The organism is Kitasatospora sp. NPDC001119 (assembly GCF_053598475.1).
Window position 1 is genome coordinate 66,916 of the sequence record NZ_JBSFKI010000003.1, and the last position, 18,858, is coordinate 85,773.

Annotated in this window: 18 protein-coding genes; 7 read left to right on the forward strand and 11 right to left on the reverse strand. The window is 75.2% G+C overall.

The features are described from left to right. The first annotated feature begins 130 nt into the window (after positions 1 to 130). The gene (locus ACWDD9_RS04525; RefSeq protein WP_449810783.1) at positions 131 to 1,939 is read left to right on the forward strand and encodes a protein kinase domain-containing protein; all 1,809 of its coding nucleotides are present in this window, start codon (positions 131 to 133) and stop codon (positions 1,937 to 1,939) included. Between the two features lie 46 nt (positions 1,940 to 1,985). Here the strand turns inward: ACWDD9_RS04525 and ACWDD9_RS04530 are convergent, their stop codons facing one another. After that, a complete protein-coding gene (locus tag ACWDD9_RS04530) occupies positions 1,986 to 2,528 on the reverse strand; it encodes a hypothetical protein (RefSeq protein ID WP_449810784.1) in 543 nt (180 codons plus the stop codon). Positions 2,529 to 2,701: 173 nt separating this feature from the next. Beyond that, a complete protein-coding gene (locus tag ACWDD9_RS04535) occupies positions 2,702 to 4,948 on the reverse strand; it encodes a heavy metal translocating P-type ATPase (protein WP_449810785.1) in 2,247 nt (748 codons plus the stop codon). 272 nt (positions 4,949 to 5,220) lie between these two features. Here ACWDD9_RS04535 and ACWDD9_RS04540 point away from each other — a divergent pair, with 272 nt between their 5' ends. Then, the gene (locus ACWDD9_RS04540; protein ID WP_049651130.1) at positions 5,221 to 5,502 is read left to right on the forward strand and encodes a metal-sensitive transcriptional regulator; all 282 of its coding nucleotides are present in this window, start codon (positions 5,221 to 5,223) and stop codon (positions 5,500 to 5,502) included. A 74-nt stretch (positions 5,503 to 5,576) separates the two neighbouring features. Beyond that, a complete protein-coding gene (locus tag ACWDD9_RS04545; RefSeq protein WP_449810786.1) occupies positions 5,577 to 6,476 on the forward strand; it encodes a hypothetical protein in 900 nt (299 codons plus the stop codon). Between the two features lie 140 nt (positions 6,477 to 6,616). On the opposite strand, the gene ACWDD9_RS04550 is transcribed toward ACWDD9_RS04545, so the two are convergent. Further along, a complete protein-coding gene (locus ACWDD9_RS04550) occupies positions 6,617 to 7,318 on the reverse strand; it encodes an NAD(P)-dependent oxidoreductase (RefSeq protein WP_449810787.1) in 702 nt (233 codons plus the stop codon). Positions 7,319 to 7,441: 123 nt separating this feature from the next. Here ACWDD9_RS04550 and ACWDD9_RS04555 point away from each other — a divergent pair, with 123 nt between their 5' ends. Continuing rightward, on the forward strand, positions 7,442 to 8,158 hold the full coding sequence (locus ACWDD9_RS04555) for a TetR/AcrR family transcriptional regulator (protein ID WP_375877140.1): 717 nt from the start codon (positions 7,442 to 7,444) through the stop codon (positions 8,156 to 8,158). Positions 8,159 to 8,381: 223 nt separating this feature from the next. Here ACWDD9_RS04555 and ACWDD9_RS04560 read toward each other — a convergent pair whose 3' ends face one another. The 3 genes from ACWDD9_RS04560 to ACWDD9_RS04570 form a co-directional block, all read right to left on the reverse strand. Then, on the reverse strand, positions 8,382 to 8,885 hold the full coding sequence (locus ACWDD9_RS04560; protein ID WP_449810788.1) for an allene oxide cyclase barrel-like domain-containing protein: 504 nt from the start codon (positions 8,883 to 8,885) through the stop codon (positions 8,382 to 8,384). 155 nt (positions 8,886 to 9,040) lie between these two features. Next, complete coding sequence (locus ACWDD9_RS04565) at positions 9,041 to 9,970, reverse strand: SDR family NAD(P)-dependent oxidoreductase (RefSeq protein ID WP_387966848.1); 930 nt, start codon at positions 9,968 to 9,970, stop codon at positions 9,041 to 9,043. Between the two features lie 40 nt (positions 9,971 to 10,010). Then, a complete protein-coding gene (locus ACWDD9_RS04570) occupies positions 10,011 to 10,898 on the reverse strand; it encodes an SDR family NAD(P)-dependent oxidoreductase (protein WP_387966847.1) in 888 nt (295 codons plus the stop codon). Positions 10,899 to 10,970: 72 nt separating this feature from the next. Here ACWDD9_RS04570 and ACWDD9_RS04575 point away from each other — a divergent pair, with 72 nt between their 5' ends. After that, positions 10,971 to 11,909, forward strand: coding sequence for a LysR family transcriptional regulator (locus ACWDD9_RS04575; RefSeq protein WP_449810789.1), 939 nt, complete (start codon positions 10,971 to 10,973; stop codon positions 11,907 to 11,909). Positions 11,910 to 11,921: 12 nt separating this feature from the next. On the opposite strand, the gene ACWDD9_RS04580 is transcribed toward ACWDD9_RS04575, so the two are convergent. From ACWDD9_RS04580 to ACWDD9_RS04590, 3 genes are all read right to left on the reverse strand, one after another. Beyond that, a complete protein-coding gene (locus ACWDD9_RS04580; protein ID WP_449810790.1) occupies positions 11,922 to 12,245 on the reverse strand; it encodes a hypothetical protein in 324 nt (107 codons plus the stop codon). Between the two features lie 50 nt (positions 12,246 to 12,295). Further along, positions 12,296 to 12,460, reverse strand: coding sequence for a hypothetical protein (locus ACWDD9_RS04585; RefSeq protein ID WP_449810791.1), 165 nt, complete (start codon positions 12,458 to 12,460; stop codon positions 12,296 to 12,298). Between the two features lie 86 nt (positions 12,461 to 12,546). Continuing rightward, positions 12,547 to 13,983: an MFS transporter gene (locus ACWDD9_RS04590; RefSeq protein WP_449810792.1), complete on the reverse strand. Its 1,437-nt coding sequence runs from the start codon at positions 13,981 to 13,983 to the stop codon at positions 12,547 to 12,549. A gap of 279 nt (positions 13,984 to 14,262) precedes the next feature. Here ACWDD9_RS04590 and ACWDD9_RS04595 point away from each other — a divergent pair, with 279 nt between their 5' ends. After that, positions 14,263 to 15,168 carry an NADP-dependent oxidoreductase gene (locus ACWDD9_RS04595; RefSeq protein WP_380781831.1) on the forward strand — a complete coding sequence of 302 codons (906 nt, stop codon included), beginning with the start codon at positions 14,263 to 14,265 and terminating at the stop codon, positions 15,166 to 15,168. 105 nt (positions 15,169 to 15,273) lie between these two features. Here the strand turns inward: ACWDD9_RS04595 and ACWDD9_RS04600 are convergent, their stop codons facing one another. Continuing rightward, positions 15,274 to 16,407, reverse strand: a complete 1,134-nt coding sequence (locus ACWDD9_RS04600) for a CU044_5270 family protein (protein WP_449810793.1) — start codon at positions 16,405 to 16,407, stop codon at positions 15,274 to 15,276. Further along, entirely contained in the window at positions 16,404 to 17,051 is a 648-nt protein-coding gene (locus tag ACWDD9_RS04605; protein WP_375877149.1) for an RNA polymerase sigma factor, read from the reverse strand. The genes ACWDD9_RS04600 and ACWDD9_RS04605 overlap by 4 nt, the downstream gene beginning before the upstream one ends. Positions 17,052 to 17,180: 129 nt before the next feature. Here ACWDD9_RS04605 and ACWDD9_RS04610 point away from each other — a divergent pair, with 129 nt between their 5' ends. Then, complete coding sequence (locus tag ACWDD9_RS04610; protein ID WP_449810794.1) at positions 17,181 to 18,767, forward strand: serine protease; 1,587 nt, start codon at positions 17,181 to 17,183, stop codon at positions 18,765 to 18,767. Positions 18,768 to 18,858: the final 91 nt, after the last annotated feature.

Sequence of the window (18,858 nt, forward strand, 5' to 3'; positions counted from 1 at the left end):
GTACGACAGCAGCACAGCAGCAGCTCGTCGGGAGCGGAACGGCAGCACAGCCAGCAGCGCGCCGGCGGCACCTGAACCGGCGCGTCAACAGCGGTCAACCGTCGGGGGTCGAGTGTCGGAGTCGCGTTGGGTGCCCGGGCTCCGGTTCGGGCCGGAGTTCGACCCCGAGCAGTACGAACTCCTGGAGTTCCACCACCGGGGCGGCGAGGCCGAGGTGTGGCGGGCGGTCCGCACCGGGCACAACGGGCGCAAGGAACTGGTCGCCGCGAAGATCATGCTGGAGCGCGACCCGGGCGAGGTGCGGCGCTGGCTCGGCCGCTGGGACGACGTCTCGCACAACGCGCACCGGCTGGGCGTCACCGACCTCGTCGTGCCCAGCTTCCTGCTCGGCCCCTCCCCGCACCGGCCCGGCACCCCGCCCGGCGGCGCGCTGCTGGGCTACCAGATCTCGCCCTGGGTCGAGGGCGTGCCGCTGCACACCTGGGCGCGCGGCCAGCGCGGCGGGCCGCCGGCGGTGGCCGAGGTGCTGGCCCGGCTCTGCCGGATCGTCGACGAGCTGCACCGCAAGCGCTGGGTGCACCGCGACATCTCCCCCGCCAACGTCCTGGTGGACGGCCAGGGGCAGGTCAAGCTGATCGACCTGACCTTCCTCGCCCCGCTGGACCACGCCCTGACCGTCGCGGTGTTCACCCCCGGGCACGTCCCGCCGGAGGCCGAGCAGGTCGGCGGCTTCCCGACCACCGCCAAGGACCTGTTCGCGGTCGGCACCCTCGCCCGCACCCTGCTGCTGCCCGACCACGGCCGCCTGGACCACCGGCTGGCCGCCGAACAGGCCCGCGCCGAACTGCTGGCGGCGGGCTACGGCGAGGAGTTGGCGCGCTGGGCCTGCGAGCCGCTGGCCCGCGACCCCGACCGCCGCCCCGCCCCGCTCGGCCCGTGGGCCGCCCGTGGCCGTGAACTGCTGCGCGCCCACCGGCCGGTGGCCCGTACCGCGGGCCTGGCCGTGCTGCCCGACCCGGCCGGGCGCCCGCTGGTGGTCACCGGCGGCGCCGACGGCACCGCGCTGACCGGGCCCGGCAGCCCCGGCCGGGCCCTCCCGGCAGGCCAGGGCCTCTCCGCCGTACGGGAGTTGACGGCCGGCTGGGCCGGACACCCGGGCGAGCTGGTGGTCTGCGCCGAGGACCGCGGCGGCACCCTGTGGGTCGGTACGGCCGCGGGCTGGTGGGAGGCCGCGCGCGGGGTCAACGGCCTGGCGGGCGCGGTCGGTTCGGCCGGGGAGATGACGGTGTGGGCGGCCGTCGGCGGCGCGCTGCGCTCGTACCGCTGGGCGCCCGGCCGCACCCTCACCGGCCAGGAGCACCCCGGCTGCCCGGCCGACCGGGTGCTCGCCGCCGAGGAGGAGCGGCCCGGCAGCTGGCTGCTGCTGGTCGAGCACCGCGAACGGCTGCTGAGCTGGCGGCCCGGCGCCGCCCGACCGCCCGTCCCGGTGGGCCCGGCCGGCCCGCTGCGCGCCGGGGCGCTGGCCCGCACCTCCGCCGGACCGCAGGCCGCCGTGCTGCGGGCGGACGGCTCCGTCCAGCTGCACACGCTGGGCACGGGGGCGGGGGCGGGGGCGGGGACAGCCGGGGCGGGAACGGAGGCCGGAACGGAGATCGGCGACGGCGAGCCCTCGCTCGGCCTCGCCATGGTGGGCCACCGCGGCGGCCCGACCGTCGCACTGGCCGGAGCGGGCGGCGTACGGCTGCGGCTGCCGGCCGGCGGCGCGTCCCGCCGGCCGCGCTGGTGGCGGCCGACGCTGCGCCCGGCCACCCGGGTCGCGCTGGCCATCGGCGACGACTGGCGGCTGTGCCTGGCGGCGGTGGTGGAGGGCGAGTTGCAGGTGTGGCAGGAGGACGCGGCGTACCGCTGGCAGGCGGTGGAGCTGCCGGAGGAGGGTTAGCGTCAGTGCGCTTCCGGGCAGCCGTGGAGCAGTTCGTCGGAGGGGGTCAGGCCGTGGCTTCCGGGCAGCCGTGGAGGAGCTCGGCGAAGGCCGCCCCGGCGGCGTCCCGTGGGAGGATCCGTTCCGCCCGGCGGCCGTCCGGCGTGCTGATCACGTAGCGCTCGGCGTGGTACGAGAAGTCGTCCCAGGGCTCCCAGGTGTGGGCGCGCAGCAGGGTCCGGCCGCAGCGGGTGCAGCCGATCCACGGGACGAGGACCAGGTCGGCCAGCTCCGGTTCGCTCCAGCCCGTCACCACCTCGGCCTCGTCGCGCTCGCCGTCCAGCAGCCGTACCGGGGCGGGCGCGCCGTCGCCCGGGCAGCGCAGCAGGCCGGGGGCGAGCCGCTCGCGCTCCCCCCACTCCTCGGTGAGCACGGAGATCTGCGCCCGGTCCGTACCGCCGATCGGGATCTGGCGGGCGAGCAGGCCCTCGACCAGCAGGCCGAGCCCGCTCTCCTGCTCGCCGATCGCCCGGCAGTCCTTGACGCCCTGGGCGGCGTCGGCGGGCAGGAGGTCGGCGATCCGGTGCCAGAGCGCGGTGTCTTCGTCCATGGGTCGGACTCTAGTCGCGGGTGATCCGCGCTGGTCGGCCAGGGTCTGCGGCGGCGGCGCGCACCGAGGCCCCGGAACCCTGGTGGGGCTCCGGGGCCTCGGCCCGGCGGTGCGGAGCGGCTCGGCGGCGCGGACCGGCTCGGCGGCGCGGACCGGCCCGGCGGCTCCGCGGCTCAGCGGAAGCGGCGCAGCCGGAGGCTGTTGCCGACCACGAAGACCGAGGAGAAGGCCATCGCGGCCCCCGCGATCATCGGGTTGAGCAGGCCGGCGGCAGCCAGCGGCAGGGCGGCGACGTTGTAGCCGAAGGCCCAGAACAGGTTGCTCTTGATGGTGGCCAGGGTCCTGCGGGAGAGCCGGATGGCGTCCGCCGCGGCCAGCAGGTCGCCACGGACCAGGGTGAGGTCGCCGGCCTCGATGGCGGCGTCGGTACCGGTGCCCATCGCCAGGCCCAGGTCGGCCTGGGCGAGCGCGGCCGCGTCGTTGACGCCGTCGCCGACCATCGCGACGACCTTGCCCTCGGCCTGCAGCCGCTTGACGGTGTCGACCTTGTCCTGCGGCATGACCTCGGCGATCACGTGCTCCGGCCCGATGCCGACCTCGGCCGCCACGGCCTCGGCGACCAGCCGGTTGTCGCCGGTGAGCAGCACCGGGGTCAGGCCCAGGGCGCGCAGCCTGCCGATGGCCTCGGCACTGGTCGGCTTGACCGCGTCGGCGACCTCCAGCACGGCCCGGGCCTCGCCGTCCCAGCCGACCGCGATCGCGGTGCGGCCGGCCGCCTCGGCGGTGCGCTTGGCCTCGGCCAGCGCCTCGGGCAGGTACTGCGACCACTCGTTCAGCAGAGCCTCCCGGCCGGCCACCACGGCGTGGCCGTCCACCACGCCCTGGACGCCCAGGCCCGGGACGTTCTCGAAGCCCTCGACGGCGGGCAGTTCGCCGGCCTTGGCGGCGGCGGTGGCGATGGCCCGGGCGATCGGGTGCTCGGAGGCGTGCTCCAGGGCGCCGGCCAGGCGCAGCACCTCGGCCCGGTCCACGCCCTCGGCGGTGTGCACGGCGAGCAGGGTCATCTGGCCGGTGGTGACGGTGCCGGTCTTGTCCAGGACGATGGTGTCGACCTTGCGGGTGGACTCCAGGACCTCCGGGCCCTTGATCAGGACGCCCAGCTGGGCGCCGCGGCCGGTGCCGACCAGCAGGGCGGTCGGGGTGGCCAGGCCGAGGGCGCACGGGCAGGCGATGATCAGCACGGCGACGGCCGCGGTGAAGGCGGCGGTCCAGCCTTCGCCGGTGCCCAGCCAGTAGCCGAGGGTGGCCACCGCGAGGGTGATCACGATCGGGACGAAGACCGCGGAGATCCGGTCCGCGAGGCGCTGGGCGGCGGCCTTGCCGTTCTGGGCCTCCTCGACCAGCCGGGCCATCCGGGACAGCTGGGTGTCGGCGCCGACCCGGGTGGCCTCGACCACCAGCCGGCCGCCCGCGTTGACGGTGGCGCCGGTGACGTTGTCGCCGACCCCGACCTCGACCGGGACGGACTCGCCGGTCAGCATCGAGGCGTCCACCGCCGAGGCGCCCTCGACCACCGTGCCGTCGGTGGCGATCTTCTCGCCCGGCCGGACCACGAAGCGGTCGCCCACGGCGAGGTCGGCGATCGGGATGCGCACCTCGGCCCCGCCGCGCAGCACCGTCACGTCCTTGGCGCCCAGTTCCAGCAGCGCCTTGAGCGCGGCCCCGGCGGTGCGCTTGGAGCGCGCCTCGAAGTAGCGGCCGGCCAGGATGAAGGCGGTGACCCCGGCCGCCGCCTCCAGGTAGATGTTGGACGAGCCGTCGCCGCGGGCGATGGTGAACTCGAAGCCGTGCCGCATGCCCGGCATCCCGGCGTCGCCGAAGAACAGCGCCCACAGCGACCAGAGGAACGCGGCGGTGGTGCCGAGCGAGACCAGGGTGTCCATGGTCGCGGCGCCGTGCCGGACGTTGGTGAACGCGGCCCGGTGGAACGGCCAGGCGGCGTAGGTGACGACCGGTGCGGCGAGGGTCAGCGACAGCCACTGCCAGTTGTCGAACTGGAGGGCCGGCACCATCGCCATCGCGATCACCGGCACCGCGAGCGCCACGGCGGTGAACAACCGCTGGCGCAGCGGGGCCAGTTCGTCGGCCGGCTCGGCCTGCCCGGCACCCGAACCCCCTTCCGCGGCCGGGGGCTTGGGCAGCGCGGCGGTGTAGCCGGTGGCCTCGACGGTGGCGATCAGGTCGGCGACCTCGACCCCGCCCTCGAAGGAGACCTTCGCCTTCTCGGTGGCGTAGTTGACGCTGGCCGTGACCCCGTCCATCCGGTTGAGCTTCTTCTCGATCCGGGCCGCGCAGGAGGCGCACGTCATGCCGCCGATCGAGAGTTCCACCTCCGCTGAGGCGGGTGCCTGCGTAGTCATCGTCGCTCCTCGTGACGTCGTCGTGCGGTACGTTCGGCGGCCGGGCCCTCGTACCCATGGGGGGTATCGGGCGGTGCCGGGTTCATTTATACCCCTGAGGGGTATCGGCCGCAAGCCCTGACGGATACCCCCTGCCCGTATTTTTGGAGAGGCGGAGACTGCTTGACTTGATACCCCCATGGGGTATTCACTCGTGGGCATCGAGCGGCGCCGAGCCGCATCGAGGCGCATCACGTCGCACCGAGCCCCCGCCGGAACCCGAGGAGGACCCCATGGCCGGCTACCACAACGACAAGGACCAGCTCCTGCGCCGCCTGCGCCGCGTCGAGGGCCAGATCCGCGGCCTCCAGCGCATGGTCGACACCGACACCTACTGCATCGACACGCTCACCCAGGTCTCCGCCGCCACCAAGGCCCTCCAGTCCGTGGCGCTACAGCTGCTCGACTCCCACCTCGCCCACTGCGTCCACGACGCCATCGCGGGCGGCGGGGCCGAGGCGGACGCCAAGGTCGCCGAGGCCACCCAGGCCATCGCCCGGCTCATGCGGGCCTGAGCGCCCGGCCCGTCCCCCTTCTGTCCTGCCGTCCTGCTGTCCTGCCGTCCCGCATCACGAGGAGAAACGCCGCCATGAACACCCCGCTGCGCATCACCGCCTTCACCGCCGGACTCGCCGCCGCCTTCGGCCTCGCCCTCGGCGTCGGCCACGCCACCGGCAACGGCCCCTCCCCCAAGCCCGCCACCACCGCGCACGGCGGGCACGCCGGGCACGGCGCGGAGCCGACGGACGGCGGCGCCGAGCACCTGCCCGGCGGGCTGCAGGTCTCCGAGCGCGGCTACACGCTCAGCGTCGAGAACCCGTTCGTGACCGCCGGCTCCCCCACCGACCTGCGCTTCCGCATCCTCGGCACGGACGGCAAGCCCGTCACCGCCTACCAGCAGCAGCACGAGAAGGACCTGCACCTGATCGTCGCCCCGCGCGACCTGTCGACCTTCCAGCACCTGCACCCGACCCTCGCCGCCGACGGCACCTGGAGCGCCCAGACCGCCGTCCCCGCCGCCGGGGAGTACCGGGTCTTCGCGGACTTCACCCCAGCCGGGGCCAGCGAGGGACTCACCCTCGGCGCCGACCTGCACGCCGCGGGCGACCTGCGGCCCGCCCCGCTGCCGGAGACCGGACGGACCGTCACCGTCGACGGCTACACCGTCACCCTCGGCGGCGACCTCACGCCCGGGCGCAGCGGCACGCTCACCCTCACCGTCAGCAAGGACGGCCGGCCGGTCACCGACCTCCAGCCCTACCTCGGCGCGTACGGCCACCTCGTCGCCCTGCGCGCCGGCGACCTCGCCTACCTGCACGTCCACCCGGACACCGGCACCCCGGGCCCGGAGATCGGCTTCACCACCACCGCCCCGAGCCCCGGCAGCTACCGCCTCTTCCTGGACTTCAAGCACCAGGACACCGTCCACACGGCGGCCTTCACCGTGACGACGGACGGCGCCGCCGCCCCGGCCGGCCATCAGCACTGAGCGGGCCCGTACGAGAGGTGCCGGGCGATCCCCTCGCGGGATCGCCCGGCACCTTCTGCTGTTCACCCGATCGGGTGCGGAGCGGCTTGCCGGAGCACGGCCAGGAGAGAGGTTCCCGGACGGATCTCGACTACGACCTTTCAGTACCCGACCGTGAAGCGGCGCTGGACGAAGCGCGGCAGCTCCGCCTCGTCGACCAGGGCGACCGCGGCGTCCTCCACCGAGATGCGACTGCGTCCGTCCGCGTCCAGGACGAATTGGTCACCACCGGTCCGGAAACGGCCGGTACGCTCGCCGGGAGCGATGTCCTCGGCCGGGCTGAAGTAGGTCCACAGCCGATTCGAGGTTCGCAGGACGGTCAGGGCGTCCCGGTGGCCGCGCACGGCGGCCGCGTACTCCCGGGGCAGTCCGAGCGCGTCGAGGCTCTCATGGATCAGCTCGTCATGGTCGGCGCGCACCACGCCCGGTTCGACCTCCAGGCTTCCGGCACCGCCGATCACGATCAGGCGCGTCCTGGGGTGGCTCTCCAGTGCCGTCAGCAGCGCGCGGGCGGCAGTCGCGTAGACCGTGGGGTCGGCGATGGAGCGACGGACGGTGTCGGCGAAGTCCTTGGCGGCGTTGCCCGGCTGGAATCCGCTGATCAGCACGTCCAGGCCGGGCAGCACGGCCGCGATGCTCGCCGCGTCGAGGACGTCGACGTCGGCCCAGGTGATGTTCTCGCGGGTCTCCTTGATCCGTGAAGTGTCCCGACCGAAGGCCGAGACCAGGTGTCCGCGCTGAAGTGCCTCGGTGACGACCCGGCTGCCGATGCCGCCAGTGGCGCCGATGACTCCGATGTGCATGGTTCTCCCCTCAACCTGCCTGCGAATACGGCGACATGACGGACCGTCGGTCGCTGCGGCGAAAACTATACGGCGTGAAGTTTCGATACGCCAACCAATCTGGTGACACTGTAGAGTGTCCGCATGGCGGCTACCGGGACCACAGGACGACGCGAGCGGCTGCGCGCCGAGACGACGGCCGAAATCAAGAGCGTGGCATTGGCGCTGATGGCCTCAGGCGGCCCCGACGCCATCACGCTGCGGGCCATCGCCCGAGAGATGGGCATGACCGCCAACGCCATCTACGGCTACTTCGCCACCCGCGACGATCTGGTCACCACGCTCATCAACGACGTGTACACCGCGCTGGCCGACGCCGTGGACGCGGCCTGGGAGGCCGCCCCCGCCAAGGACCCGGCGGTCCGGATCCAGGCATGGGCCACCGCCTTCCGGAACTGGGCCGTCGCCAACCCCGAGGGCTTCCGCCTCGTCTACGGTGACCCGGTCCCCGGCTACCACGCCCCCGAGGGCGGCGCCGCCCCGGACGCCGCGCGCCGGGTGTGCACAGGACTCGCCGCACTCGCGGCGGCTGCCTGGCCCCACACCGAACACCTCTACCGAGACAGCACGTTCGAGTGGCCCGACTTCGACCCCGGGCTCCGCGACAAGGTGCGCGAGGCCTTCCCGGAGCTGCCCCCCGCCGCCGTCGCACTCGCCCTGCGCGTCTGGGGACACCTGCACGGCCTGGTGTCACTGGAGATCTACGGCCACCTCCACACTCAGATGGCCAGCCCTGACAAGCTCTTCCGCGAGGAACTGGCCCAGCTCGTCCGAGCACTGGGCATCCCTCACCAGGGCTGAGCGGCTCCGCCGCACAGCCCGGATCGGGCTTGTCCCGCGGCCCGGTGAGGTGAGGAGGAGCGGAACACCGGCTCAGGACCTCGTGCGGGTCGGGGGCCTCACACCTGTCCGCAACCACCAACACCTGAAAGCAGTTGCGCGAGAAGTCGGCCTGGCCGACTTCTCGCGCAAACCTTCCCGCCTCACACCACCTGCCCTTTGACGGGCCGGAGCCCTGGCCCGATCAGCGCTGGATCTCGGCCCGCGCCCGCTCGTCCGGCGTGCCGATGTCCCAGAAGCGGACGATTCCGTGCGCGCCGGCGTAGGCGCCCGTACCGCCGGTGACGGCCATGTCGAGCGGGGCACTCGATCCCTTCGTCCAGAGCGACTGCATGGTCAGGGAGCCGCCCTCGACCTCCATGGTGATGAGGCACTGCTTCGTCACCTCCCCACCGTGGAGCTGGACGACCTGGCACGATCCGCCCCCGCGTCCGACGCTGTGGCCGCCCTGGACGGTGGCGCCGGAGTAGACGTCCATGTCGCCCAGGCTCGGCCCGGCCGCGCCGAGGTCCAGCACCTCGTACTGGTCGTTCTGGACCTTGAGTTCGAGCACCTCGACGCGCCCCTTCCGCAGGCTGTCAGCGTCCGCGGTGCCCACCGCGGCGAATCCGATCGCGGCCGTGGCCAGCGCGGCGGCGACGAACCTCCTGGCCGTCAGGTACCTGCTGCTGCTTCCGTTGGTGCCCATGGAGGCTCCCCCTTCGCTGTGAACTCGTGCGCGAACTCCCTCGACGCTATGACCCGCGAGCCGGCCTTTTCCAAGACCAATCCCGTTATCGCGCCATACCCTCGCGGGCATGATGGGCTCACAGCGGACCCGGTCCGGTCCGGTCCGAGCGGCGGTCAGCCGGAGGACTTCACCGACTCCTCCGACAGGTCCCAGAGCCTCCGGGCGTTCTCGCCGTCCAGCGCGTAGCGTGCGACGCCTTGCAGCGGGACGCCTCGGCGGTCGAGCACCTCGGCCTCGTCGCAGTCGGCGAAGTAGCGGCCGCCGACGCCGTCCAAGAGGGGTGAGACGGCGAGCAGGACGGAGGTCGCCGCTCCCTGGGCGACCGTCTTCATCAGCTCGGGCGGGATGGTCCCGCTGCCCTGGCCGTCGGTGTGGCGCTGGAGGTTGGTGAGGATCGCGCCGGGCATCAGGGCGTTGGCGGTGATGCCGTCGCCGGCCCAGCGGCGGCTCGCCTCGACCGCGAACAGGACGTTGGCGGTCTTGGACTGGGCGTAGGCGAGCCACGGGTCGTACGGGCGGAAGGCGAAGTGGACGTCGTCCCAGACGATCGGCGACCGCTGGTGGGCGCTGGAGCTGACCGAGACGATCCGGGCGGCGCCGTCGGCGGCGAGCGCGCGGTGCAGGCCGGTGGCGAGGGCGAAGTGCCCCAGGTGGTTGGTGGCGAACTGCCACTCCCAGCCCTGCTCGGTGTACCGCTCCGGGCAGGCCATCACGCCGGCGTTGTTCACCAGGATGTGCAGCGGGCCCTGCCAGGCCTCCGCGAACGCGGCGACGGAGGCCAGGTCGGTGAGGTCCAGCCGGCCGACGTGCACCTCCCGGTTGCCGGTGGCCGCGGTGATCTCCTCGGCGACCCGCCGCCCGGCCGCCACGTCGCGGACGGCCAGGGTGACGGCGGCGCCGGTGCCGGCCAGCACCCGGGCGGTCTCCGTGCCGAGGCCGGAGGCGGCGCCGGTCACCACGGCGCGGCGGCCGGTGAGGTCGACGCCCTGCGCGACCTCGGCGGCGGTGGTCGCGAAGCCGTACGGCGTGCTGATCGCGTTCATCGGTGAACTCCTCTTCGGGGGACGGGTGTTGTCGACGCCCTCACGGTACGAGCAGGCGGTCCTGCTCGGTCGGCGGCGTGCCGCCGTACCAGTCGAGCGGGCGGCCCGCGCGGACGAGTTCGCCGTACAGGGCCGGGTCGACGGGCTCGGCGAACACCAGGTCCAGGATGTCCGCGGCCGCCACCGCGGGCGGGCGCGCCTCGCGGTAGTCGCCGAACCAGGGGCGCGAGGTCGCGGTGTCGACCATGCCCGGGCAGACGGAGGCGATCAGGATGCCGGCGGCGAGGTCGCGCTCGCGCCGCTCGGCGGCGACCGCCCGGACGGCGGCCACCTGGGCCACCTTCGAGGGCACGTTCAGCCAGCGCGGCCAGCCCGCCTCCTCGGCGGTGCCGTGGTGGATCGCGGTGCGCCAGGACTCGACGGCGTACTCCACCTGGTCGAGGGTCGCGCCGTCGAACAGGTGCCGCAGCCGGGGGTCCAGGTGGCCGAGGGTGCCCAGGCTGCTGGCCACCACGAGCAGTCGGCCGCCGGGGCGCAGCACCGGGGCGAAGTCGCGCAGCACGGCGTGGGTGGCGGTGTTGGAGACGTCGATGAACTCGTCGGCGCGCTCGGACTGCGACTCGCCGGGGAGCAGCCGGGCGACGGCGTTGGACAGGACGATGTCGACGCCGCCGTGCCGCTGCCGGAGTTCGTCGGCGAGGCGGGCGAGGGCCTCGGTGTCGGTGACGTCCAGGACCCGTCCTTCGACGCGGCCACAGGTGCCGGCCGACCGGGCGACCTGGTGGGCGGCCTCGGTGACGCGCTGCTCGCTGCGGCCGGTGAGCAGGACCAGGTCGGCCGGCCGCAGGCGGGCCGCCAGCCCCTCGGCGAGGGCCCGGCCGAGGCCCTGGTTGGCCCCCGTGACGAGGGCGGTGCGGGGATCGCTCATACCGACCACGGTAGGAACCGGCGCCTCCATGAGTCCAACGAAACTCTCGCACCTCTGCTATGCGTAGACGTCATGGACTTCACGGACGTCTCGCTGACCGCGCTGCGGGTGTTCCGGGCCGTGGCCGAGCAGGGCACCTTCACGGCGGCCGCGCAGGCGCTGGGGTACACCCAGTCGGCGGTGTCCCGGCAGATCGCCTCGATCGAACGGGCCGCGGGCGCGGAGCTGCTGGAACGGCGCCGCGAGGGCGTCCGGCTGACGGCCGCCGGGCGGGTGGTGATGCGGCACGCGACCGTCGTGCTGGAGGAGATCGACGCGGCGGCCCGCGAACTGTCCGGTAGGCCCGAGGAGGGCGGGACGGTCCGGCTCGGCTGGGTGCCGACCGCCGGCACCACGCTCGTCCCGCAGGCCCTCGCCGCGCTGCGGCGCAGCGACCCGGGGGTACGGGTGACCAGCCGCGAGGGCGGCACCGCGACGCTGGCGCGGGCCCTGCGGGCGGGCGGCATCGACCTCGCCCTGCTCTCCTCGGCCCCGCCGTTCCGCGCCCCGGACACCGAGTCGCCGCCCCTGGTGCTGCAGACCCTCACCGAGCGCGCCCTGTGCCTGGCCGTGCCCGCCGCGCACCCGCTGGCCCGCGGGGAGTACGTCGACGTGGCCGACCTGCGCGGGCAGCGGTGGATCGCCGGGCCGTCCGCCGGGGCCGACCGGCTGATGGGAGTGTGGCCGGGGCTGGACGAACGGCCCGAGATCGCCCACACCGCCCGCGACTGGCTCGCCAAGCTGCACCTGGTGGCGGCCGGCGGCGGGCTGACCACCGTCTCCCCCGCCATGGCCGCCGCCGCACCGCCCGGCGTACGCGTCCTGCCGGTACGCGGCGGCCCGCAGGAGGTGCGGCGCCTGCTGCTGGCCCGCCTCCCGCAGCCGCCCACCGACCCGGTCCGCCGCCTGGCGGCGGCGCTGCGCGCGGCAGCGGTGGCGGAGGCGAACGGCGGGCCACAGGACGGCCGTTGAGCCCCGCGCAGGTCAGTCCGAGGCTCGTCGGTCCGCCCCGGGCGGCGGGACGGGCCCGAGGTCGGCCTCCGGCTCGCGGGTGAGGACGGCGAGCAGGGCCGGGTCCGCGTACACCTCGGCGCTGTGCTGCCACTGGGTGAGCAGGAGCTCCACCGGGGCGAGGTCGTCCGGGGCCACCGCGCCGCGCGCCGTGTCGAACAGTTCGGTGATCAGGGTGTCGAGGTCCCCGTCGGGCAGGACGGTGCACCAGGGCAGGGCTACGGGCAGGGCCTGCCGCAGTGCGGCGGCGTCTCCGGCCCGCGCGAGCTCGGCGAGTGCTTCGGGGGTGAAGTCCACGACTGAGGAGCGTACGTGAGGAGCGGAGGATCGAGTGCGGGCGCGAGTGGTCAGCGGCCCGGGCGGCAGGGGGCGGGGGTGCCACGGGCCGGGTCGGCGGTGACGGCCGCCGCGACGGCGCCGGCCAGGCAGGCGATCAGGCAGCGGGTGACGGGGTGGCGTACGGCGCGCAGCAGGGCGGGCGGGCGTGTGGCGGGGGCCGGGTGGTGCGTCATCGAGGGCTCCTTCGTGGGGGGTACGGCCGTCGGGGGCCGCGTCGGTGGACGCGGCCCCGGCGGGGCGGACGGGGTGGTGGGCGGCCTCACGCGGCCGTCGCGGACTTCGTCCCGGTGGCGTCCGGGCGCCCGGGGCGCGGGGTGCGCAGGGTGGCCGCCGCGAGCAGGCCTCCGGCCACCGCGATCGCCGCGGCGCCGAGGAAGGCCGCGGAGAAGCCCGAGGTCAGGCCCTGGACGGTGGCGTCCGGGGTCCGGGCGCCGGCCAGTGCGGTCATCGCGGCCAGGCCGAGCGCCGAGCCCACCTGGTAGCCGGTGTTGACGATGCCGGAGGCGAGGCCGCCGTCCTCCGGGGGCGCGCTGGAGATCGCGGTGCCGAGGGAGGGGATGAAGGCGAGCGCCATGCCGGTCGCGGCGAGCAGGGAGGCGGGCAGCACGTCGGTCCAGAAGTTGCCGTCCGGGCGGGCCAGCGAGAGCCCGGCCAGGCCGGCGCCGAGGGCGAGCATGCCGGTGACGACCAGTGCCTTGGGGCCGAAGCGGGCGATCAGCCGGGGCGCCAGGGTGATCATGATGCCCATGATGGCGACGGTCATCGGCAGCAGGGCCGCGCCGCTGGCGAAGGCGCCGAGGTGGAGGACCTGCTGGAGGTAGAGGTTCAGGAAGAACCACATCGGCACCCAGGCCGCGGCCAGCAGGAACTGGGCGAGGTTGGCGGCGCCGAGGTTCGGCACCCGGAAGATGCCCAGCCGCATCAGCGGCTCGCGGCGCCTGCCCTGGACGACCAGGAAGGCGGCCAGCAGCACGGCCGCGCCGGCCAGGGTCAGCAGGGTCGACGCGGAGGCCCAACCCGCCTCCGGGGCGCGGACGACGGCGTACACGGCGGCGGCCAGTCCGGCGGTGACGGTGAGCGCGCCGACGAGGTCGATGCCGCCGCGGCGCCGGGGCGCGGAGGGCATCAGCGCGGGAGTGGCGAGCAGCGCGACCGCGGCCACCGGGATGTTGATATAGAACACCCAGGGCCAGCTGACGTACTGGGTGATCAGGCCGCCGAGGAAGACGCCCGCGGTGCCGCCGGCCGGGGCCGCCGCGCCGTACAGGGCGAAGGCCTTGGTCAGTTCCTTCGGGTTCCCGCCGAAGAGCGTCATCAGCAGGGTGAGCGCCGAGGGGGCGATGAGGGCGGCGCCGAGGCCCTGGACGCCGCGGCCGGCCAGCTCGGTGGGCACGTTCCCGGCGAGGCCGGCGAGCAGTGAGCCCGCGCCGAGGACCGCCCAGCCGGCGCTGAACAGGCGGCGGGCGCCGAGCAGGTCGGAGAGCCGTCCGCCGAGCAGGAGCAGGCCGCCGAAGGCGACCACGTACGCGTTGAACACCCAGGACAGGTCCTCCTGGCCGAAGCCGAGGGCGTCCTTCATCCTGGGCAGGGCCACCCCGATGATCGAGGTGTCCATGATCACCACGAACTGCGCGGCGGCGATCAGCGCCAGTGCGCGCCACCTCCGGGGGTCGGGCCCGGTGCTGTCGGTTGCCATCTCTTGCTCCCTGTCTGTGAGGGGTATCGGCCGGGGGCGGTGCCTCGCGGCGATCGCCGGGGATCGTCAACTCGCAGGACGGGCACGGTGGATGTGCCGGTCGACGACCCCGGTGAGGACGACCGAGAACATACCCTAGGGGGGTAGGGTTTAGTCAACGGAGCCGGGGCGGCGGGGAACGGGGCCCGGCGGCGGGAGGCAGCCCGCGAAGGCGGGGAATCCGGCATCCACCGGCGGGGTTTCACCAGGCGTCAGCACCCGCCTCGTGAAGGGCCCTCCGTGCGCGCCATCCAGATCGACCGTTTCGGCACCCCCGAGGTCCTCGACCTCGTCGAGACCCCCCGGCCCGTGCCCGGGCCCGGGGAGGTGCTGGTCCGGACCGTCGCGAGCGGCATCAACCCCGTCGACGACAAGACCCGGGAGGGGGCCATCGGCGAGGGCGCTCCCCCGCTGCCGACGACGCTCGGCTGGGACCTGGCCGGCGTCGTGGTCGACGGCGGCGACAGCCCGCTGGAGGCGGGGGAACGGGTCATCGCCATGTCCCACCAACTCGGCACCACCCGCGGCACCTGGGCCGACCTGGTCGCCCTCCCCGCGGCGGCGGTGGCCGTCGCGCCCCGGGCGGTCAGCCTGGTCGAGGCCGCCACGCTGCCGCTGCCCGGGCTGACGGCCCTGCAGACGCTGGACTGGCTGGCGGTGTCCGCCGGCGAGCGGCTGCTGATCGCCGGTGCCGCCGGCGCGGTCGGCGGGCTCGCCCTGCAGATAGCCCGGGCGCGGGGCGTCGAGGTCGACGCCCTGGTCTCCCGCGACGCACAGGCCGGCTTCGCCCGCGAGCACGGCGCGGGGCTCGTCTCCACCGACCCCGCCGCCTTCCGGGGCGGCGGCTACCACGCGGTCTTCGACACCTTCGGGGCCTTCGTCACCGACGCGGTCGCGGACGGCGGCCGCTACGCCTCGATCGCCACCCAGGCCGGCCCCGTCCCCGACCTCTCCGCCCGGGGCGTGCGCACCACCGTCCACCAGGTGCGCGAGGACGGCGCCGGGCTGGCCGAGTTGGCCCGGCTCGTCGACGCCGGCGCCCTGCGGCCGCGGGTGCACGCCACGTACGGGCTCCAGGAGATCCGGGCCGCGCACGAGCGGTTCCGCGAGGGCGGCCTGGCCGGGAAGATCGTCGTGACGTTCTGACCGCCGCCCTCGGCCGCCTCACCCGCGAGCGGCCCTCGGCCGGGCCGCGCCCACCGCACCGGGGCCCCTCGTGAAGGAACCCGGCGGGGGTGGGCCGACACCGGACTACCGGACTGGCGGCGGGAGTTCGCCGACGCCGTCGGCGGCGGCCCGGGCGAGGACCGCGGAGATGCCGACCACCGTCCCGGCCGGGCCCGCCTCGCCGTCCTCGGCGAGGACCGTGCGCTCGCCGAGGAACGCGTACGTGCTCCGGTCGAAGACCCACTGCGTCTGCCGCCCGTACGCCGTACGGGCCACGGCGACGCCCTCACGCCCGGCGGCGTCGACGGCCGAGGCGACCACCGTGACCCCGGGGATCCGCTCGGCCGCCCGGTAGAGCGCGGCGCCGACCTGCGGCGGCGCCCAGGTCTCGGCCAGCAGGTCGCCGATCGCCGTGAACGCCCGCTGGTCCGGGTCCTGGCCCTGGCCCCGGGTCTGCTCCCTGACCAGCCGCAGCAGGGCGTCCGGGTCGGTGGGCAGCGCGGCGACGAAGGCGTGGGTCGGTTCGCCGACCGCCGGGCCGCCTCCCCCGCCGGGCGCCTCGGGCCGGGCCGTCGCCCCCGGCTGGTCGAGGTGGAGGACCGGCCCGTCCTCGCCGAGACGGCTGTCCGGCCCGCCCTCCTCGCGCAGCAGGCCGGGGCGGCTGCCGTCGGCGGACAGCCACACCTGCCGGGTGTGCGCGGGCGCCATCGTCACGGGGCCGCCGCCCGCGCTCTGCGCCGTGTAGGCGACCCTGCTCTCGATGTAGACGAACTGGTCGGCGCGGACCGCCGGTTGCTCCGATCCGGCGGCGGCGAGGGCGATGCGGTCGAGCAGCCGTACGGCTTCGGAGCCGCCGGTCGGACCGCCTCCCGCCACCGCCGCGTGGTCGCGCCCGGGCGTCCCCGTGCCCCCGAGGTCCGACGCCACGACGCCGACCACCGCCAGGGCGCAGGCGAGCGCAGGCACCGCGATCCGGAACCGGACCGAACGCCTGGCCGGGCGCCGGAGCAGGCGCCCGGCCGGACGCCGGAGCGGGGCTCGCGGAGCGGGGCGGCCCTGCGGCTCGGCGGCCTGGCGCAACAGCGCTTCCCTCAACAGCAGTCGGCGGTCCGCGTCCAGGCCGGGCACCGCCGGCGGGGGCAGCAGCCCGGCGAGTTCGCGGCGCTCCGACTCCTCGGACGCCGGGCGCTGCGCGGCTCGCCGTGGGGTGGCGTTCATCCGTGGCTCTCCTGGGTCGACGGCCGGAGCGCGGGGAGGCGGCCCGGTACGGGCAGGGCGGGGGCGGCGGCGCGGGCCCTGGCTTCGGCCTTCGCCTTCACCTTCGCCTCCGCCCTGGCCTCGGCCTCGGTGAGTTCGCGCAGCCGGGCCCGCGCCCGGGACAGCCGCGAGCGGACGGTCCCGACCGGCGTGCCGAGCGCCTCGGCCGCGCTCGCGTAGTCCAGTCCGGCCCACACCACCAGCGTGAAGACCTCCCGGTCGCGCCGCCGGAGCCGGGCGAGCGCCCGGCGCGCGGCCCGCAGCTCCTCGACGTCCGCGAGGTGCGCGACCAGGTCGTCGGAGAAGTCCGGGACGGCGCCGCGCTCCGGGATCCGGGCGAGCGCGAGGTCGCGGCGCCGCCGGGCGCGGGCGTTGCGGCGCATGACGTTGGTCGCGATCCCCAGCAGCCACGGGCGCAGGCCGTCGCCGTCGGGGTGCAGCCGCTCCCGGCCCCGCCACGCCTCCAGGAAGGTCGTCGAGACGACGTCCTCGGCCTCCGCCCAGTCGCCCGTCACGCGCAGGGCGTAGCGGTACAGCACCTGGGCGTGCTCGTCGTAGAGCTCGCCCAGGACGTCGGGGTCGCCGCGGCGCAGACGCGTTCTCATGAGTGCTTCCACACTCTGCCCTGCCCGGTCCGGCACCCGGGTTCCGGTGACGTGCGTCACAGGCCCCGACCCGCCGTCGATGTGGCCCGGCTCACAGGAACTCCGGTGCCCCTCCGAGCAGTACAGGACATGACCACAGCTTCCGCTCCCCGTTCCGTTCCCCGCCGGAACGCCCTCCGGGCCCTGGCCGTCGCCGTCGCCCTGGTCGGCGCCTCGACTCCCACCCTCGGCGGCCCGGCCTTCGCCGCCGAGCCGGAGACGTACACCCTCACCGTCCGGCACCTGGACCGCGCCGGCCAGGCGACCGCGCCGTACCGGACCAGCGTCACCGGGATCTCCGGCCCCGGCGCCGACACCTCGGTCCGGCTGGACGCCCCCTCCGGCGTCACCACCGTGCGGCTGCCCAAGGGCCGGTACGTGCTGGACAGCAACCTGACCTCGGGTCTGGAGCCGGGCGGGACGATCTGGACGGACTGGATCGTCCAGCCGCGCCTCGACCTCGACCACGACACCACCGTCACCGTCGACGCGCGGACCACCGCCCTCGTCGACGTCCGGCCCCCGGACGGGTCCGCGCGCTTCCGGCACAGCGGGATGTTCGTCGAGGTCACACACGAGGGTGCCACCAGGACCGTCAACGTCGCCAACGGGTCGCCGAACCTGCGCGTCGCCCACCTCGGGCCGGAGACCGAGGCCGGGGCGGTCAAGCAGTGGTTCGACGTCAACTGGGACACCGACACCGGCGGCTACCTGCTCGGCCGGACCTCCACCGGCACCCGCGCGCTGACCGGGCTCAGCAAGCACTACTCCGCGCAGGAGCTGGCCACCGTGAACATCCGCGGCGCCGCCGGACCGGGCGGCGCCGGGACCGCGCTCGTCAGCCTCCAGCCCAGCGACGGAGCGAGCATCGGCGAATCCCGGAGCGTCACCACACCCGGCACCGCCACCTTCCACGTCGCACCCGAACGCGGCACCTGGGACATCGGCGTCACCGTCCCCCGCGCCGACGGCAGCCGGCCGACCTACTACACCGAAGACCGCGTCGCCGTACGGGCCGGGGCCACGACCACCCGGACCTTCGACGGACCGGTCTTCGGCCCCGCGCTCACCGACCGCCCCGCCGTCTCCCGCGACGGCGACCGGATCACCGCGGACGTCCCGCTGCTCGCCGACGGCGACGGCCACGTGCCGTGGACCCCGTCGTTCGACACCGCCTACACCTCGCTGTACCGCGACGGGGTGCTGGTCGGCGCCGCCTCCGACGCCGCCGGGCGCGGCGAGTTCACCGTCACCCCGGGCACGGCGGGCTACCGCCTGGCCACCACCGTGACCCGCAAGGCCGCGGCCGGCGCGACCACCCGGGTGACCGCGTCCTGGACCTTCGCCTCCGCCACCACCGCCGCCCCGACCGCGCTCCCGGTCAGCGTCGTACGGTTCGCCCCCGAGCTCGACCCGACCGGCACCGCGACGGCCGGCAGCGCGCTGCGCGTCCCGGTCACCGTGCAGGGCGCCGCCGCGGACGGCCGCGTCCGCTCGCTCACCGTCTCCTCCTCCACCGACGGCGGCGCCTCCTGGACCCGCCTCCCCCTCGAGGACGGCGCCGTCACCGTCCACAACCCCCCGGCCGGCACTGCCGTCTCCCTGCGCGCCGAACTGACCGACACCGACGGCAACACCCTCGACCAGACCATCACCGAGGCCTACCGCACCCGCTGACCGTCCCGTTGCGACGAACCCTGAGCGATCCTCACCGAGGCCTGACGGATCACACCGTGTCTCATCGAAGGTCAAGCAGGCAGGGCAGGGC

What these genes read in the sequence shown, in the direction of transcription:
- ACWDD9_RS04530 (WP_449810784.1), bottom strand. Translation starts at nt 2,528, where the DNA reads ATGGACGAAGACACCGCGCTCTGGCACCGGATCGCCGACCTCCTGCCC.
- ACWDD9_RS04535 (WP_449810785.1), bottom strand. Translation starts at nt 4,948, where the DNA reads ATGACTACGCAGGCACCCGCCTCAGCGGAGGTGGAACTCTCGATCGGC.
- ACWDD9_RS04540 (WP_049651130.1), top strand. Translation starts at nt 5,221, where the DNA reads ATGGCCGGCTACCACAACGACAAGGACCAGCTCCTGCGCCGCCTGCGC.
- ACWDD9_RS04545 (WP_449810786.1), top strand. Translation starts at nt 5,577, where the DNA reads ATGAACACCCCGCTGCGCATCACCGCCTTCACCGCCGGACTCGCCGCC.
- ACWDD9_RS04550 (WP_449810787.1), bottom strand. Translation starts at nt 7,318, where the DNA reads ATGCACATCGGAGTCATCGGCGCCACTGGCGGCATCGGCAGCCGGGTC.
- ACWDD9_RS04555 (WP_375877140.1), top strand. Translation starts at nt 7,442, where the DNA reads ATGGCGGCTACCGGGACCACAGGACGACGCGAGCGGCTGCGCGCCGAG.
- ACWDD9_RS04560 (WP_449810788.1), bottom strand. Translation starts at nt 8,885, where the DNA reads ATGGGCACCAACGGAAGCAGCAGCAGGTACCTGACGGCCAGGAGGTTC.
- ACWDD9_RS04565 (WP_387966848.1), bottom strand. Translation starts at nt 9,970, where the DNA reads ATGAACGCGATCAGCACGCCGTACGGCTTCGCGACCACCGCCGCCGAG.
- ACWDD9_RS04570 (WP_387966847.1), bottom strand. Translation starts at nt 10,898, where the DNA reads ATGAGCGATCCCCGCACCGCCCTCGTCACGGGGGCCAACCAGGGCCTC.
- ACWDD9_RS04575 (WP_449810789.1), top strand. Translation starts at nt 10,971, where the DNA reads ATGGACTTCACGGACGTCTCGCTGACCGCGCTGCGGGTGTTCCGGGCC.
- ACWDD9_RS04585 (WP_449810791.1), bottom strand. Translation starts at nt 12,460, where the DNA reads ATGACGCACCACCCGGCCCCCGCCACACGCCCGCCCGCCCTGCTGCGC.
- ACWDD9_RS04590 (WP_449810792.1), bottom strand. Translation starts at nt 13,983, where the DNA reads ATGGCAACCGACAGCACCGGGCCCGACCCCCGGAGGTGGCGCGCACTG.
- ACWDD9_RS04600 (WP_449810793.1), bottom strand. Translation starts at nt 16,407, where the DNA reads ATGAACGCCACCCCACGGCGAGCCGCGCAGCGCCCGGCGTCCGAGGAG.
- ACWDD9_RS04605 (WP_375877149.1), bottom strand. Translation starts at nt 17,051, where the DNA reads ATGAGAACGCGTCTGCGCCGCGGCGACCCCGACGTCCTGGGCGAGCTC.
- ACWDD9_RS04610 (WP_449810794.1), top strand. Translation starts at nt 17,181, where the DNA reads ATGACCACAGCTTCCGCTCCCCGTTCCGTTCCCCGCCGGAACGCCCTC.